Source organism: Clostridium sp. SHJSY1 (assembly GCF_031626875.1).
Classification (GTDB): domain Bacteria; phylum Bacillota; class Clostridia; order Clostridiales; family Clostridiaceae; genus Clostridium.
This window is the reverse complement of the sequence record NZ_JANDMF010000004.1, coordinates 156,788-172,809: the sequence shown is the minus strand read 5'-3', so window position 1 is coordinate 172,809 and position 16,022 is coordinate 156,788. Positions and strand designations below refer to the sequence as shown.

At 26.8% G+C, this 16,022-nt stretch carries 10 protein-coding genes; 7 read left to right on the top strand and 3 right to left on the bottom strand.

Annotated features, from left to right (window positions below; genetic code table 11):
- Positions 1 to 82: 82 nt before the first annotated feature.
- Both NNC19_RS04215 and NNC19_RS04210 read right to left on the bottom strand, forming a co-directional pair.
- Positions 83 to 3,436, bottom strand: a complete 3,354-nt coding sequence (locus NNC19_RS04215; RefSeq protein WP_310937370.1) for an AAA family ATPase — start codon at positions 3,434 to 3,436, stop codon at positions 83 to 85.
- Between the two features lie 320 nt (positions 3,437 to 3,756).
- On the bottom strand, positions 3,757 to 4,674 hold the full coding sequence (locus NNC19_RS04210) for a 2-oxo acid dehydrogenase subunit E2 (RefSeq protein WP_310937369.1): 918 nt from the start codon (positions 4,672 to 4,674) through the stop codon (positions 3,757 to 3,759).
- Positions 4,675 to 4,846: 172 nt separating this feature from the next.
- Here NNC19_RS04210 and NNC19_RS04205 point away from each other — a divergent pair, with 172 nt between their 5' ends.
- The 6 genes from NNC19_RS04205 to NNC19_RS04180 all read left to right on the top strand — a co-directional run bounded on the left by NNC19_RS04205 (position 4,847) and on the right by NNC19_RS04180 (position 11,431).
- Positions 4,847 to 5,419 carry a hypothetical protein gene (locus NNC19_RS04205; protein WP_310937368.1) on the top strand — a complete coding sequence of 191 codons (573 nt, stop codon included), beginning with the start codon at positions 4,847 to 4,849 and terminating at the stop codon, positions 5,417 to 5,419.
- Positions 5,420 to 5,490: 71 nt separating this feature from the next.
- Positions 5,491 to 5,928 carry a hypothetical protein gene (locus tag NNC19_RS04200; protein WP_310937367.1) on the top strand — a complete coding sequence of 146 codons (438 nt, stop codon included), beginning with the start codon at positions 5,491 to 5,493 and terminating at the stop codon, positions 5,926 to 5,928.
- 247 nt (positions 5,929 to 6,175) lie between these two features.
- Positions 6,176 to 8,515 carry an FtsX-like permease family protein gene (locus NNC19_RS04195; protein ID WP_310937366.1) on the top strand — a complete coding sequence of 780 codons (2,340 nt, stop codon included), beginning with the start codon at positions 6,176 to 6,178 and terminating at the stop codon, positions 8,513 to 8,515.
- A gap of 6 nt (positions 8,516 to 8,521) precedes the next feature.
- Positions 8,522 to 9,280: an ABC transporter ATP-binding protein gene (locus tag NNC19_RS04190; RefSeq protein WP_310937365.1), complete on the top strand. Its 759-nt coding sequence runs from the start codon at positions 8,522 to 8,524 to the stop codon at positions 9,278 to 9,280.
- A 68-nt stretch (positions 9,281 to 9,348) separates the two neighbouring features.
- Entirely contained in the window at positions 9,349 to 10,050 is a 702-nt protein-coding gene (locus tag NNC19_RS04185; RefSeq protein WP_310937364.1) for a response regulator transcription factor, read from the top strand.
- Positions 10,043 to 11,431, top strand: a complete 1,389-nt coding sequence (locus NNC19_RS04180; protein WP_310937363.1) for a HAMP domain-containing sensor histidine kinase — start codon at positions 10,043 to 10,045, stop codon at positions 11,429 to 11,431. Before NNC19_RS04185 ends, NNC19_RS04180 begins: the two co-directional genes overlap by 8 nt.
- Positions 11,432 to 11,482: 51 nt before the next feature.
- Here the strand turns inward: NNC19_RS04180 and NNC19_RS04175 are convergent, their stop codons facing one another.
- On the bottom strand, positions 11,483 to 13,453 hold the full coding sequence (locus NNC19_RS04175; protein ID WP_310937362.1) for a methyl-accepting chemotaxis protein: 1,971 nt from the start codon (positions 13,451 to 13,453) through the stop codon (positions 11,483 to 11,485).
- Positions 13,454 to 13,740: 287 nt separating this feature from the next.
- Here NNC19_RS04175 and NNC19_RS04170 point away from each other — a divergent pair, with 287 nt between their 5' ends.
- Positions 13,741 to 15,891: a YhgE/Pip domain-containing protein gene (locus tag NNC19_RS04170; RefSeq protein ID WP_310937361.1), complete on the top strand. Its 2,151-nt coding sequence runs from the start codon at positions 13,741 to 13,743 to the stop codon at positions 15,889 to 15,891.
- The last annotated feature ends 131 nt before the right edge of the window (positions 15,892 to 16,022 follow it).

Sequence of the window (16,022 nt, the reverse complement as noted above, 5' to 3'; positions counted from 1 at the left end):
TGCATATAAGAAAATGATATTTAGTTCAAAAAGGGAGCTATCGCTAACGGATATTCATCCGCTAATGCGACAGCTCCATTAATCATTTTATAGAATTTTTAGTAAAGAAGTCATCTTTACACATTAATATATCTTTAGAATTGATAATATTAATCTCTGTTTGAATTACGGAATTATTGCAAATTCTTATACTTTGGTTTCTAATTATACTTTCTACTAAGCTTTCAACTAATAAACCATTTTTTAATACTAAATCATTAAATTTATAGATTTCAGATATCAAATTATTTAGTTCTTTATGAGCTTCTTCCTCTAATGTAAACATTTTTTCATATAATGCATGGATAGTAGAAGTTAATAATTCTATTTCATTATAATCTTCAAAATTTAGCCAAATAGGGAAGTTAATATTAACATAAGGGTTATTTGTTACAAGCTTTTTGCAATCTTTAGTACGTCCCCCCAAGGCTATTATTATTTTATTTTTATTATTTTCAAGAAATCTTGTTAACGAAATTAGTATTTCATTATAGCGTGGATTTTCTAAAATAACATTTATCCTATAAATAAATAATATTTTACCTAAATGTTTATTTAAAATATCTTCAATATCAATTCCTTCAGAAATAGCTGAAATTATTTCATATCCATTAAGTTCAGATATGCTCTTGGCCTTAACTATTCCATAAGAATAATACATTTCTGAAAGTAAATTTAGGAACTCTTTTTTACCAGTACCAACATCTCCAGTAATTATCATGTTTAAATGTCTATTAATATTTGTACGAATGCCAAGTTTCTTTCTTCTAGCAGTAACTTTTAATAAAGAATATTGATTTCTTAAAACTTCTTTTGATTTTTCATTTATAGTAACGTTTTTTAGGACAGTTTCTAAGTCAAAGCCATTGTTCATGGAGTTACTGGTTATAGATTCTATATCCTTTGCAGTTATTAAATTCATTTCATAAACACTAATATCTTCTTCAGCAATTCGTATACTTTGATTTCTGATAATCTTTTCTACATAATTTCGAACCATTCGTCCATTACCAGATTGAGAATCAGAATTTTCATATATTTCTTCAAAGGTCTTTTTCAAAGTAATATCAGCATTTTTTGAAAGTTTGAATCCTTGGGCTTCAATTAACCTAATGGACATTTCAAAAAGTTCGTTTGCATTATAATCTTCAAAATTTGTCCATAGTGGAAATCTTGATCTTAAGCCTATATTAACATCAAAGAAATCTTCCATTTCTTTTTCATAACCTGCTAGTATAACTATTACATCCTTAGAGTAATCTTCAATTAACTTTAATAATGTTTCTATAGCTTCTCTGCCTAAGGAGTCATTGGCTAAAGTATAAGCTTCATCTATAAATAGAATACCACCTATAGCTTCTTTAAACTTTGATTCTGTTTTTTTAGCAGTTTCACCTGGCACTTCTGATACAAAACTTGATCTATCAGTTTCAATTAATTGGCCAACTTTTAATAAACCAATGCTATTTAACATTTCAGCAACAAGTCTTGCAATACTTGTTTTACCTGTACCAGGATTTCCAGCAAAGACCATATTTAAGTTTTGATTAACTCTAGTAACAACACCAACTGATTTTCTTTTTTCTTCAGCAACTATTAGTTTATATTGGCTTCTAATAAGTTTTTTAACTTCATCTAAACCTATAATGTTATTTAATTTTTCATCCAAATCAAATTTTGCATTAATTTTAAAATTAAAATTATCTTTTTCTAATAAATCAATTTCTTTATTTGAATTAGTTAAATATTTTTTAGAAGCATCAACTATAGCATTTTCTATTATATTTCTAACAAATCTAGCATTACCTAAATCATTTTTGCCTTTTACTTGATTTTTTGTAAATAAGTCTATCAAACCATTTTTTACATTTGATGATATTCTGTATCCTTTTGATTTAGCAATATTTAATGATAATTCATACATTTCTGTTGGAGTATAGTCACTAAAATGAATTTTGTTAGGAAATCTTGATTTTAAACCTTGATTGTAACTTAAAAATTCATTCATATCATTTTCATAGCCAGCTAGTATAACAACTATATTATCTCTATTATCTTCAATTCCTTTTAATAAGGCATCTACAATTTCTATACCAATTTTGTCATCTTCACCTTTGCATAGTGAATAAGCTTCATCTATAAAGAGAACTCCGCCTAAAGCTGAATTTATGATATCATTTGTTTTTTTAGCTGTATCAGCAAGATTCTCTGAAACAAAGTCAGCTTTACTTACTTCTTTAAAGATTCCTTTTGATAGTACTTTAAGTGCATTTAAATACTCAAAGGTTATCCTAGCTGCATTAGTTTTTCCTGTACCTGCATTACCTGTAAAAATCATATTCATAGAAATATTAGTAGTTTTCATGCCTAGTTTTTCTCTAATGGTTTGAACTTTTAAGGTATTATGTATATTATATAAGAAATTTTTTAATTCTTTCATTCCAATCATAGAATTAAGTTTGTAGCATACTTCATCAAATGTTGGTTTGTAATAATTATTCAAATTATAAATTTCTTTATCTGTTTTACAAAAAATATCATCATATTCTACATAGAGATTAATAGAAGATCCATCTGCTATTTCATTTTGTAAAAATAAATTGTTAATAGGATGATAAATCTTATATCTAATATACTTATCTATGCCAAAGCTACTATCATTTCTATAGTCATTTTGTAAAAACTTTAATATGTTATTTTCATCATTGGATAAATCTAATGATATCTTAATCTTAAAGTTATTTTCTAATTGGTTAATTATTTTTAATAAATCCATTTTCAGTACTTTGTAGTTTTCTTCTGAAGTTAAGTCTTTAGTAAACAGAATTTTATCTACATTTTCTGAAAATTTTGTTGTGATTTCATTATCTTTATCGTTAGATATAAATACAAAAAATTTATTATGGCATATAAAATTATCTATAGTATCTTCATCATTTAGAGCAGCTTCCACTAAAAATCTATTTTTAAGTACATATTCTTCTTTTAGAGGAATGCAAGTATTAGGATGTATACTATATAAAACTTCAAATATATCTTCAGTTGCTTTATCTAGGTTTCTAAACATTAAACATTCTGAAGGGTCATTTAGTTTTTCATACAAATCAGTTATAAAGGCATTGTAGCCTAAGTTAAAATCATATGAAGCTAAGTCTATTTCTTCTATAATCCCATTATTAATTAGGTTTTCCTCTTTTAAATATTCAAAGAGCAATCTAATGCTGGTTTTCTTTGCAGTGTTCTTTTCTCCAAGGATAAGTAAAGATCCCTTTTCATCTTCTTTTAGTTTTGCTAGAAAATAATTGCATAAACTATTTAGATAATTCTCTTGTCCAATTAGTGAGTTATTTAAGTTTTTTTCAATAGTTAATAATTTTTTTTGTATATTGTTTTCCATATAAAGCCCCCTTAACTACTAGTTATTATTTAGTAATAATATATATGCAGATTATACCACTAGTTTGAATATAATGTATATAATTTTAAATAGAGTTTGGTAGCTTCCTTTATTAATTAAGTTCTTACCTTTATCATTAAATATTCACCAATGTTATTTCTATATAAATTAGGTATTGTATCTACTTTAGTATATACAATTTCTCATAAAGTCTTTTGGTATCAATATTAAAATCTGTTGTAGCTATATTTATAACCAAATTAGTTACATCTTTATCTTACAATTTGTTAATTATAACATTCATTAAAATGAATATGAACTTACCAATTTTTTATTATATTAGGAGTTTCAAATGTTTTATCTAGTGTTTTTATAAATGGAATTATATCATTAAAATCAATTGCTCTATGATCAAAGGCCAAGCACATAGGAAGTATTTTCCGTATTCCTATTTCTTTTTGTCCATTTATATCTAGAAATACTCCAGGTTTTTCTTGTATTGCTCCAATACCTATAGCAAATACTTGAGGTGGTATGATTTCAAGTAAAGTAAAAAAGCCTTTTTGTTCTTTATATAAAGAACCTATATTGGAGATGGTAACAGTACCTTTCATAATATTATCTTCAGTTAGACGTTCATTTTCAGGAATACTATAATATTTTTGTTTTTCTTCATTTTTAAGGCCTGCAACTTTATTTTTACCAATCTTTGAAGCTAGGACACGTCTAAAGATACCCCAATTTAGTTTCTTTAGTTCATGGATTGTATCATTATATACAGCTTTATATAACATTTCATCCACATTAGTTTTTTCAATTCGATTAGAAAGGGTACTCATATAGATAGAAAGCTCTTTTAATGACATTTTCTCAGCATTAATCAAGCATGGTGTTATCATGGTACCATTAGATAAAAGCCAAGGAAGTGAAATGTTTATCTCATCTAAAATATGAATTGTACCTGCAGTTTTTTTAGGATTATATTCAACATGAGAGTTTAGTTTAGGAGATTTTAATAAACCTTCAACAATAACTTTAATCATGATAGTGTTAAAAGAAACTTTTAAATTCTTTTTGCTGAAATATACAAACTCTTTGTAAAAGTCAGTTATATCAGCTTCATACACATAGGAAACGTGAGGGATTGTTTGCCAAGATAATAGAGTCATGTGGGAGATTACTCGTCTTTGTAATGTGAAATTATTAGACATTCTTATTTTAATCTCTTTATTTTTCATAAACACATTCCTTATAATTTAAATTGATAATTAAGATTAAAAGAATTATTTTTAGTAATTATAATATTTATTCATTAATGGCTATTTTTAGAACATAGGTAAAAAATAAAACTTCTTCAACCTTTAGTGGGTAAGGAGTGTCTAATAGGTATAGAAGATAAGGGGGAATCTAATGAATAAGTTAATAGAAAAGGCTAAAAGAGGTGATAGTGAATCTTTCATTGAAGCTATTACTTTATGTACTTCTGAGCTATACAAAATAGGTAAGGCTATGTCTTTAAATGATGAAGATATAGGAGATTTAATACAAGAAACAATACTTGTAGCATATAAGAAGATTAATACACTAATGGAGCAATTAAATATAGATGAGGATTTAAATTGGGAAACTAATATTATTTTAGATGAAAAGTTTTCTAATTCAACAAAGATTAATTATAAGTGGAAAGATAGTGAGAAAATAAAAGTGAATAATGAAGAAACATTACCAACAGGAACAATAGTAGAATTTTTTTACTATATAAAAGATAAAGAATTATTGAGTGGTGGTTACAAAATAAAATTAAAGACGGAAGAGGGAAAAGAATATTATATGTCTGGAGCGAATCTAGAAACTAATAATGATGGATATAATTATCATATTTTATTTGATGGATTAACAACTTTTGAAAATGTAAATAAATTCACATTAGAATTTGAAAATAATAATTCAGGAGCTATAGATAGTGTTGAATTTTCCAAATAAGTAATTAAAATCAAATTTTATGGTATAATTAGATTATGATATAAATAGTTGAGAGTGTGGAGGTTATTAATATGGATCATTTAGTATATTGTGATGGAAAAGCAAAAGTTCTAGAAAAGATTTTAAATGGAACCAAAACAATGATTATTAGAGGAAATGTTAGTAGAAAATTACCCTATGGTAGAGTGTTTAAAGGAGAAACGCTCTACTTGATAGAAAATAGAGGTGATGGTCTTATTAAAGGGAGAGCTATAGTGAAAAGTGTATTTAATTCTGAGAGATTAGAAGATGCTGAATTAAAAGAGGTAGTTAATAAAAATATGGAGAAATTAAATTTAACAGAAGATCAAGTAACACGTATTTTAGGGAAACGTTTTCTTTGTCTTGTTGAAATAGAAAATGCAGAAGAAATTGAAGTTTCTTTAAAACATAATCATCAGAGGAATATGGATGACTGGATTATAGTTGAAAATATATCATCATTAATTGAAGAAACAAGTAATATATAGTAATAATAAAACTTAATAAGATTGGAATTTATAGAGCTAGTCTACAAAAAGGCTAGCTCATTATTTTTGTAATTAAGAAAAAAATTATTCATTATTCTTAGGAGTATGCTGTCAAAATAATAAAAATAAAAGTAGAAAAAGTTTAGAATCAACTGTTTTGTAAGATTTTATTAAGATTTCAAATATTTTTTCTTAATATTTCAAGGATAGTATATAAGTAAGATATTCAAAGAAAGGATGTGAAATTATGTGGATTAAAAAAATTAAGAAGAAGAAATTGCAGTGTTTATTAATAGCATCATTAATATTTCTATCTGCTTTGATATTTACAAGTAGTTTATGTATGATAACATCTATTAAAAGTTTTACGAGTAAGTATTATTCTGATGACAAGATTTATGATTTATTTCTATATAATACAGGTAAAGAGAAGAAGGATGATGTTATTGAATGGTGCAAAAAAAACTCTAAAGTTAAAGATGTTCAGGATATAGAATCTGTATGCTCTGGTAATGATATTTATAAAAAGGAAGAGAATTTGAAGATATCTATGTATGATATTGTTCCTATAGAGGATACAGAAAATCTTCCATTTAGATTAGATGAAATCAAATCATTAGATTACAAAAATTCCCTCAAAGAAGGTGAAATTTGGATCACACAACTTATAGCTGATAATTTCAATATAAAACTTGGAGAGAAATTAACAATTAAAACGAAATCTAAAGATGTAACATTAAAAGTAACTTCATTAATAAATGATTCAAATCAACCAGCTAGTACATCAAATCAAGTTATTTTTTATGTAAATAAAAATACCTTTAAGGAATTTTCTTCATTTACAAAATCACCATTAATATATATTAATGTAAAAGAAAGCAAGGATGTATCTCAAGTAGAAAAAGATTTAAATTCAGATATAAGTCCAAAAGGAATAAGTTTTAATAAAGATTTATTAGCTATGACAGCAACCATGGCTTCTTCTATAGTAGGAGAAATTTGTACATTAGCTTCAGTACTTGTTTTTATTGTGTCTATAATGCTTATACGATTTATTCTTTGGAATAACATATTAAAAGAGTATAAATCTATAGGGATTTATAAAGCGTTAGGTTTTTCAAAAAAAGAAATTCTTAAATTTTATATTATAGGGTATTCATTAACTGTTTTAATAGGAAGTACTTTAGGGTCAGTATGTAGCATTCCTATCTTAAATTATACTGCATCTAAAACTTTAAAATATATAGGAAAATTTAATGGGGTAAATATTGATTTTGGAGTTATTATGGCAATTATTCTATTATTTTCTTTAATTGTTATTTCAAATTTATATTTAGTAGTTAGAAAAACTAATAGAATTTCGCCTGTAGAAGCTCTTAGAGTAGGTATTACTTCTTCTAAGAAAAAACTTACTAAATCTTTAATAGAGAATAGTACTTCATCTTTAGCGTTAGGTATAAATGATATATTTAAATATAAAAAGATATCAATACTAATTACAATAACATTGACATCATCTATATTTTTAGTTGTACTATTTGGTAATTGTAATTTTATGATATCAAGGATGATGGAAAATACAAATACATGGTTTGGCTCACCTAAAAATGATGTAACTATAAGCTCTCCAATAAATTTAGATTCATCTTTAAATGATTCAAGTAACAGATTTAATGATATGTTAAATGAGATTAAAAATGATGATAGAGTAGAGAATTATGTTTATGGAGCTATTGCTTACATGGGTGTAGGAATTAATAGAGAAAAATATAATATAAAAACTACTGTATATAATACTATGGTGATGAATTCTTTTGATAAAAAAATGGGGTTTACTATAAGTGATGGACGAAATCCAGAAAAAGATAATGAGGTATCCTTGTCATTAAATATATTAAAGGAATCAGGATTATCTATAGGGGATTATATAGAATTGTCTATAAATAATAAAAAAAAATCTTATTTAATTACAGGTTATTATAATTCTTTAATGTCTGCTGGATATAGTTTTAGAATTTTAAATTCAGCAATACAAAAGGAATTACCTGAATTTAAAGGAAGTGAAGTGTTTCTGAAGCTTAAAGATAAGAATGATATAGATAATTTCAAAGCAGATATTAATAGTAGATTTCCAAAATTAAATGCTAGTGATATTCATCCTATATTTAAGTATAGTATGCAATCTATTCCAGAAATTATGTTGCCTATAACTACCTTATTAATGATTGTGTTTATTATTTTTAGCTTAATAACAGTATTAAATATTATTATTATGAATGTAAGAGATAATAGGAGGAATTTTGGAATTATGAAAGCTCTAGGATTTACATCTAGGGAAATTAGAAATAGATATTTATATAGAATGTTAATATTAACATTAATTAGTGTAATAATAGCTATCACTTTAAATTTAACTGTTTCAAAACCCATTATCAGAGCTTCACTAGCAAGCTTGGATGTATTAATAGTTTCACCAGGAACAATGGCAGCTCTAGTATTTTTAATGATATGTTTAGTATTAATAATCATAATGATAAGTTGTTGTAGCATAAAAAGTGTTAAACCTACAGAATTAATGGAGGAATAAATATATATGGAGAATTTAGTTTTAAAAGTAAATAATTTATGTAAATCTTTTATTACAGGAAAGGCCTCACATAATATAATAAGAAATTTGAATTTAGAAGTATATGAAGGTGAATTTATAGTAATAATGGGAAGTTCAGGTTCAGGAAAAACAACATTATTGTATAACATAAGTGGAATGGATTCAGTTACAAGTGGTAATGTAAATCTACTCGGTATAGATATTACTAAAATGAAGGAAGATGAGCTTTCGAAATTAAGAAAAAAAGATATTTCATTTGTGTTTCAAAGTATTAATTTATTATCAGATATAACTGTATTTGAAAATATAGCTTACTGTGGATATGGTGTAAATAAAAATAAGAAAGAAGTTAATGAAAAAGTAATTAAACTCCTTAAAAAATTAGGATTAGAAGAATTTAAGGAGAAATATCCATCAGAAATTTCAGGAGGAATGCAGCAAAGAGTAGCTATAGCAAGATCTATAATCACATTACCTAAGATATTGTTTTGTGATGAACCAACAGGAGCTTTAAATTCTACTACTGGTGGAGAAGTTTTGGATATATTAACTGATTTAAATAGTAAAGGACAAACAGTTGTAATGGTTACCCATGATTTAAAAGCAGCAGCTCGTGCTTCAAGATTAGTATATTTAAAGGATGGAAGAATAGATGGAGAGTTAATATTAGAAAGATTTTCGGAAGCTCACCCTAAAAATAGAGAAGTTGCAATATTTGAATTTTTAAAGGGAAAAGGCTGGTAGAATTATACTTAATAGTTTTTTTATGATAAAATATTTCTTGAGAAAATAAAAAAATTTGGAGTGATAACATGGCAAATGAGAATATATTTATTGTGGAAGATGATAGAGATATAAGCAATATACTAAAAGATTATTTAGAGAATGAAGAATTTGTTGTAAATTGCTGTAATAATGGAAGTGATGCATTAAGTATATTTAATTCTATTAAACCAGATATAGTGATTTTAGATATAATGCTTCCAGAAGTTGATGGAATTGAAATATGTAGAACTATAAGGACATATTCTCTAGTACCTATAATAATGTTATCAGCCAAAAGTGGAGATATAGATAAAATATTATCTTTAGGTGTAGGGGCAGATGATTATATAACTAAGCCTTTTTCTCCTATGGAAATAATAGCTAGAATTAAAGCTCATATTAGAAGATATAAGACCTTCTCTAATCCAATTATTAATATTCAAGAGAAAAAGAAATTTGGGAAATTAATTATAGATAGTAAAAGCTATAGAATTACTTTTGGAGATAAAGAAATTCATTTAACTTCAAGGGAATTTGAAATTATAGATTTTCTATCAGAATATCCAAGTCAGGTTTTTTCAAAAGAGCAGTTATATGATAATGTTTGGGGAATAAATGATTTTAGTGATTTAAATACAATAGCAGTATATATTAAAAGGATTCGTGAAAAATTAATTGAATATAATGCAAATTATATAAAAACAGTTTGGGGAGTAGGATATAAGTGGGAAGAGGATTTGGATGAATAAGAAAAGTATAGAATTTAAATTAAAGATGATTACATTATTAATAGTTAGCATAACTACTTCTATAATCATTTATTCAGCTTTTTTAATTTATCATAAGAATATAAATTATCCTACTGTTAATAAAGGACGAGTCTTAACGAATTCTGTAAAAACAGATATAGAAGAAGTTTTAGAAAAAGATGATTTTAGCAATGAAGTAGAGTCATCTTATAAATATGCTGTTATAGATTTAGAAGGCAAAGTATTAAAATCTTCTATCAATAAATATGCTAAAGGGGATTCTATTGATTTAAAAGAATCTTTAGAATATGATACTCATGCCTCTATGCAGGAAACTGAAGTTGTTAAATATTCAGCACCATTAATTGTGAAAGGTAAGCAAACTGGAACTATAATTTTCTTAATTCCAATGGAAAAATTCTTAGAAAATATACCAGAAATGCAGAGCTTTATTAATTTAATTCCAATAATTATAGGAGGATTATTAGTAATTATATTGTCAATATACTTATTTTTATACCTAAAAAAGGATATTTTAATACCAATAAACAGCCTTCATGAAAGTGCATGCAGAATTCTAAATGGAGATTTCTCTTATGTAATTAAATATGATTATTATGGTGAAATAGGTGGATTTTGCCATGATTTTGAAGCTATGAGGGATGAACTTAAATTTACAAAAGAAAAAGAAGTAGAGATTAAGAATAATGAAAAAGAACTTTTAGCATATTTATCACATGATATTAAAACACCACTAACAGCTATTTCAGGATATGTTTCTGGAATAAAAGATGGAATAGTTAAAGATAGAGATGGAATAAATAATTATTGTAATATTACGTTAAATAGGGTAAGGATGTTAACTAAACTTTTAGATGACATATTAGAACACTCAAAGGCTGAATTAAATAAGATGAATATACAATTAGAAGAGTTTTATAGTGGAGATTTTTTTTATAACATCATTGAAGATCTATCCATAGAAATAAAAAGTAAAGATATAGAATTTATATACCCTAACAATATACCTAATGTAATTATAAATGGTGATAGAAAAAGGCTATCACAAGTAATGTACAATTTAGTATCTAATGGTATAAAGTATTCAAAAGAAAAGGGGACAATTGCTATTTACTTTCATATTTTGGAAAACTATTTGTATGTTTATGTAAAAGATAATGGTATGGGAATTTCTTTAAAGGATGTAGAATATATATTTGATAAATTTTATAGAGGAGAAAAGAGCAGAAATCAAAATATTCCTGGATCTGGACTCGGTCTTTCTATTTCAAAATATATAGTTGAGGCACATGGAGGGGCTATAAATTGTCAAGAATCCTCAGCAAAAGGAACTACTATGTTTTTTACAATTCCAATTTAGAAAGGTAAAAAATAGGAGTATAGAAACTTCATTCTATACTCCAATAAAATATTATTCAGTTTTAAATTTATTAATCAAATCTTTAAGGTTTATAGCCATTTCGCCAAGTCCTTGAGCTGATGCTGTCATTTCTTCAATTGAAGCTACTTGTTCTTCTGTAGCTGCTGATATTCCTTGGATTTCTCCATTTACCTTTCCAGAAAGTTCAATTATATTCTCAAGGTTGTTAGATATTTCCTCTTCTTCTTTAGCAACAGAACGAATTGCGATTGTTACATCTTCCATGCTAGCTGAAATATCTTTTATAGCTTTAAAAATTTGATCAAAATATTCATTAGTCTCTTTTATAACTTCTGATCCTCCAGCAACATCTTCAATCCCTTTATTCATAAGAATTGTTACATTTTCAGTTTCTTTTTGGATTCCATCGATTAAGCTAGCTACTTGTCCAGCTGCTTCACCAGATTGTTCTGCTAGTTTACGTACTTCTTCAGCAACGACAGCAAATCCTTTACCTTGTTCCCCTGCACGAGCTGCTTCAATAGCTGCATTTAATGCTAGTAAATTTGTCTGTTCTGATATTCCTTTAATCACTTCAGTAATTTGACCTATTGATTTTGAGTGAACATTTAACTTATTTATAACAGAAGCAGTTTCGTTAACTGATTCTTGAATACCATTAATACTAGAATTAACTTTAACTAATGCTTTACTACCCATTTCAGAATAATTTGAAGCGTCATTTACAGCATTTGAAACAATGGTAGACTTTTGGTTTATATTAGCCATAGCGTTGTCTAAGTTTATAACATTAGAAGAAATATTGTGTATACTAGCATTAACTTCCTCAGTTCTTAATGCAATCTCATTAGAATTTTCAGCTGTGCTAGTAGAGGTCATGGCTTGTTGCTCACAAACTTCTATCATCTCTGCAGATGAATCAGCAACGTTTAATGAGTATTGTTTTATATTGTTTACTGTATCTTTTAAGTTATGCACCATTTTTTCAAAAGCTGCACCTAATTGGCTAAATTCATCTTTTGAATAAGTATCTAATTTATTGATATTTAAATTACCATCAGCAATAGTATTAGCAGCTGATAAAAGTAAATGGATTGGTTTTATTGAGCGTCCTGCTAAAATAAATAGAATTATAGAAACTATAACCAATATAATTAAACCAATTAGTGATGTAAAAATAGATGACTGTATACTTTTTTCAAGGGCAACTTTTTTTGAGATTTCTGCACAAATTACCCAGCCTGTTTTTTCATCTTGAATATAACTAATTAATTTAGTATTGCCATCTATAGATATTTCTTCAGAGCCACTTTCTCCAGATAGCCCCTTTTTTACGAATTCATAGCTGCTTAAATCTTTTCGTTCTTCAAGAGTTTGAAAGGTTTCTGTTGGATGGGCTAACAATTTACCTTCATTATCTAATATAGAAACAGTAACAGTATCAGATGAAAGATCTTTTACAAAATCATTTAAATTTGAAAGATCAATAGTCCCTTGAACAACACCTACTATTTTCCCATCTGCTACATCTTTTAATGGGGTTGCAAGAACTGTTATAGGATGATTATTTGCTTTTGATATAAGAATCTCTGATACAACTTCATCTTGGCCACCACTTGCAAGTTTGAAAAAGTTACGATCTGAAATATTAGATAAAGAACCTGCGTCTGATCTTACAAATTGATTACCATCTATTTTTGAAGCAACAAAACTTGTTATGTTTGGATATAGCTTTGATGCTTCAACGAAAACAGGTTTGATTTTTTCACTATCCATAGATCTTGTTATTGGATTTTGGGCCAGTGTCTTAATTCCAGTCATATTTTCACTAATTAAACTATTAATCTTAGATTGAACAAATTCAACTTGTTTCAAATTACTATTCATAGCATTTTTAGTAGCAGTATTTTGAGAAAAATAATAGCTTATAGCTATAAAAATTATTAAAGGTAGAGAACTTGCTAATAAAAGTGATAATGTTAGTTTTTTTCTAATGCTCATTTATATACTCCTTTCAGTTTTGTTAAAAATTTCGTATATTTTTATAATCGATATATTTCGACTAAAATTAATAGATAAAATATAATTTGTGGGACAAAACTATAAAAATGCTAGAAAAAGACTTGAAACCACGAATTATATAAAACGTTTAACTATAAATGATAGAATACAATATATATATTTATACGAAATTATATATTAGACACTATTAAAAATGTAGAATAAAATATATTTTATGAAGTTTATGTAGCAAAATTAAATTTCATAGGGAAATAGGAGGTATTAGAATGGTGAAAAACACAAAAAACAAAAAGAAGTCTATATTAATTATCTTATGTATCAGTATAATAGCAGTAATATTAATACCAATGTTATATTCATCTATATACTTAAGTGCATTTTGGGATACTTATGGAAATGTGAATAATGTTCCAGTTGCTTTTGTAAATCTGGACAAGCCAGTAACAAAAGGTGATAAAACTTATAATATAGGTAAAGATGTAGAGGATAAGCTTAAAGATAACGATAAGGTAAAATGGAATTTTGTAAACTTAGATGAAGCTAAGAAAGGTGTTGAGGGGAAAGACTATTATGCTATGATAGTAATTCCAGAAGATTTTTCAAAAAAGCTTTCAGAATCAAGTGATGGAAAATTTGATAAGCCTGAAGTTATCTATGAAGGAAATAAAGGAAGAAATTATGTGTTTTATCAAATATCTGAAAAAGTTGCACAAACAGTGAAATCAGATATAGCTTCTAGTATTCAAGAAGAAACTTCAAAATCCTTGGTTGATAATTTATATGAGATTAAATCTTCATTAAATGAAGCAAGTGATGGTGCTAATAAACTTCAAGATGGAACAAAACAACTAGTAGATGGTAGTGCTACTTTAAAAGATGGAATGTTAACTGCTTTTGATGGTACTAAATTGCTTGAAGCTGGATTAAAGCAAGCAACAACAGGGCAGAAGGATCTTTCAAATGGTACAGATTCCTTAATAGCTGGATTGAATCAGTTAAAGAGTGGACTTTCTCAAAAGAATGATAAAATAGGAGAACTTATAAGTGGTGCAGGGGAAACTGCTAAAGGAGCAAATGATGTAGCTAATGGAGCATCTTTAGCTTATGAAAAAACTACAGAATCAAAAAAAGAGCTTGCAAATAAATCAAAAGCTGCAGCAGAAAAAATTTCAGCAGCTTCAAAAGGGATTGATAATGTAGATGATTTACTAGCCAAAGTAATAGAGGATTATAATAATAATGGAAAGCTAAGTAATGAGTCTTTGGATAAATTAAATAGAGCAAAGAAGATTACTGCAGATATTAAAAAGGGTGATATAAATAATAATATTGTTGAACCTCTTAAAAAATCTGCTGATGAGTTAAATCCATTAATTGAGAAGCTTAATCTTTTAAAAGCTGGAGCAGAAAAAGTAAAAGGTGGGACATCAAAAGTAGCTGAAGGAACAAACCAACTTGCAACAGGCATAAATGAAAGTTTAAATAATGCAGCAGCAGGAACAGATAAACTCATAGCAGGAGCTAAAGCTCTTAAAAATGGAAGCCAAAAGTTATACACAGGATTAGATAATGCTACTAATAAAACAGGCGATTTATCAAGTGGTTTATCAAAACTTAATGATGGGTCTATAGCATTAAATGATGGACTAATAACAGCTAATGATGGAACTACAAAATTAAAAGATGGTCTAAATACTGGTTATAGCAAAATGAATGATAAATTAAAATTTACATCAAACGATATGTCAAACTTTGTTTCAGAACCAGTAACGTTAAAAGAAGAAACTTTAAATGATGTGGCATATTATGGTGAAGGATTAGCTCCATATTTTGTATCATTATCTCTATGGCTTGGAGGAATGTTTATAAACCTTGTGTTATCAATTGCTAAAGGAGTGAAAGTAACTGATAACAAATTTGCTAAGAGTTTTACAGGTAAATTCTTAATAGGTGCAGCAATAGCTATTATACAAGCTTTACTAGTTAGTTTTGTTTTGGTAAATGGATTGAAAATTGATACTGTTGGAACAGGATACTTCTATCTAAATAATATCTTTATATCACTGGTATTCTTTAGCATAATGTATGGTGTATCATATGCTATAGGAATTATAGGAACACCTATAATGTTTATAGTATTCTTATTACAACTTGCTTCTTCAGGGGGAACATTCCCAATAGAAACTGCTCCAGCCTTCTTTAGAATTATTGGAGAGTATCTTCCATTTACATATTCAGTTGGAATGTTAAGAATGATAATTGGTGGAGTTAATTCATCATTATATCAAAGTGATGTTACAATATTATTAACATTCATGGGAATATTCTTAATTGGAGGATATATAATAAGAGGCTTAATAAACTCATTAAAGAAAACCAAGGTAAAAGATGCAAAGACTGTATTAGAAACTGCATAATAGAAAAAGCTTTAGTAGTGAAATTTATTATTTCATAGCTAAAGCTTTTTTAGTTATAGAGAAAAGTTAATAAGAAAATGTAAGTGAACTTGCATTTTAATTGAAATGTAGTTAATATATTAATTTGTAAT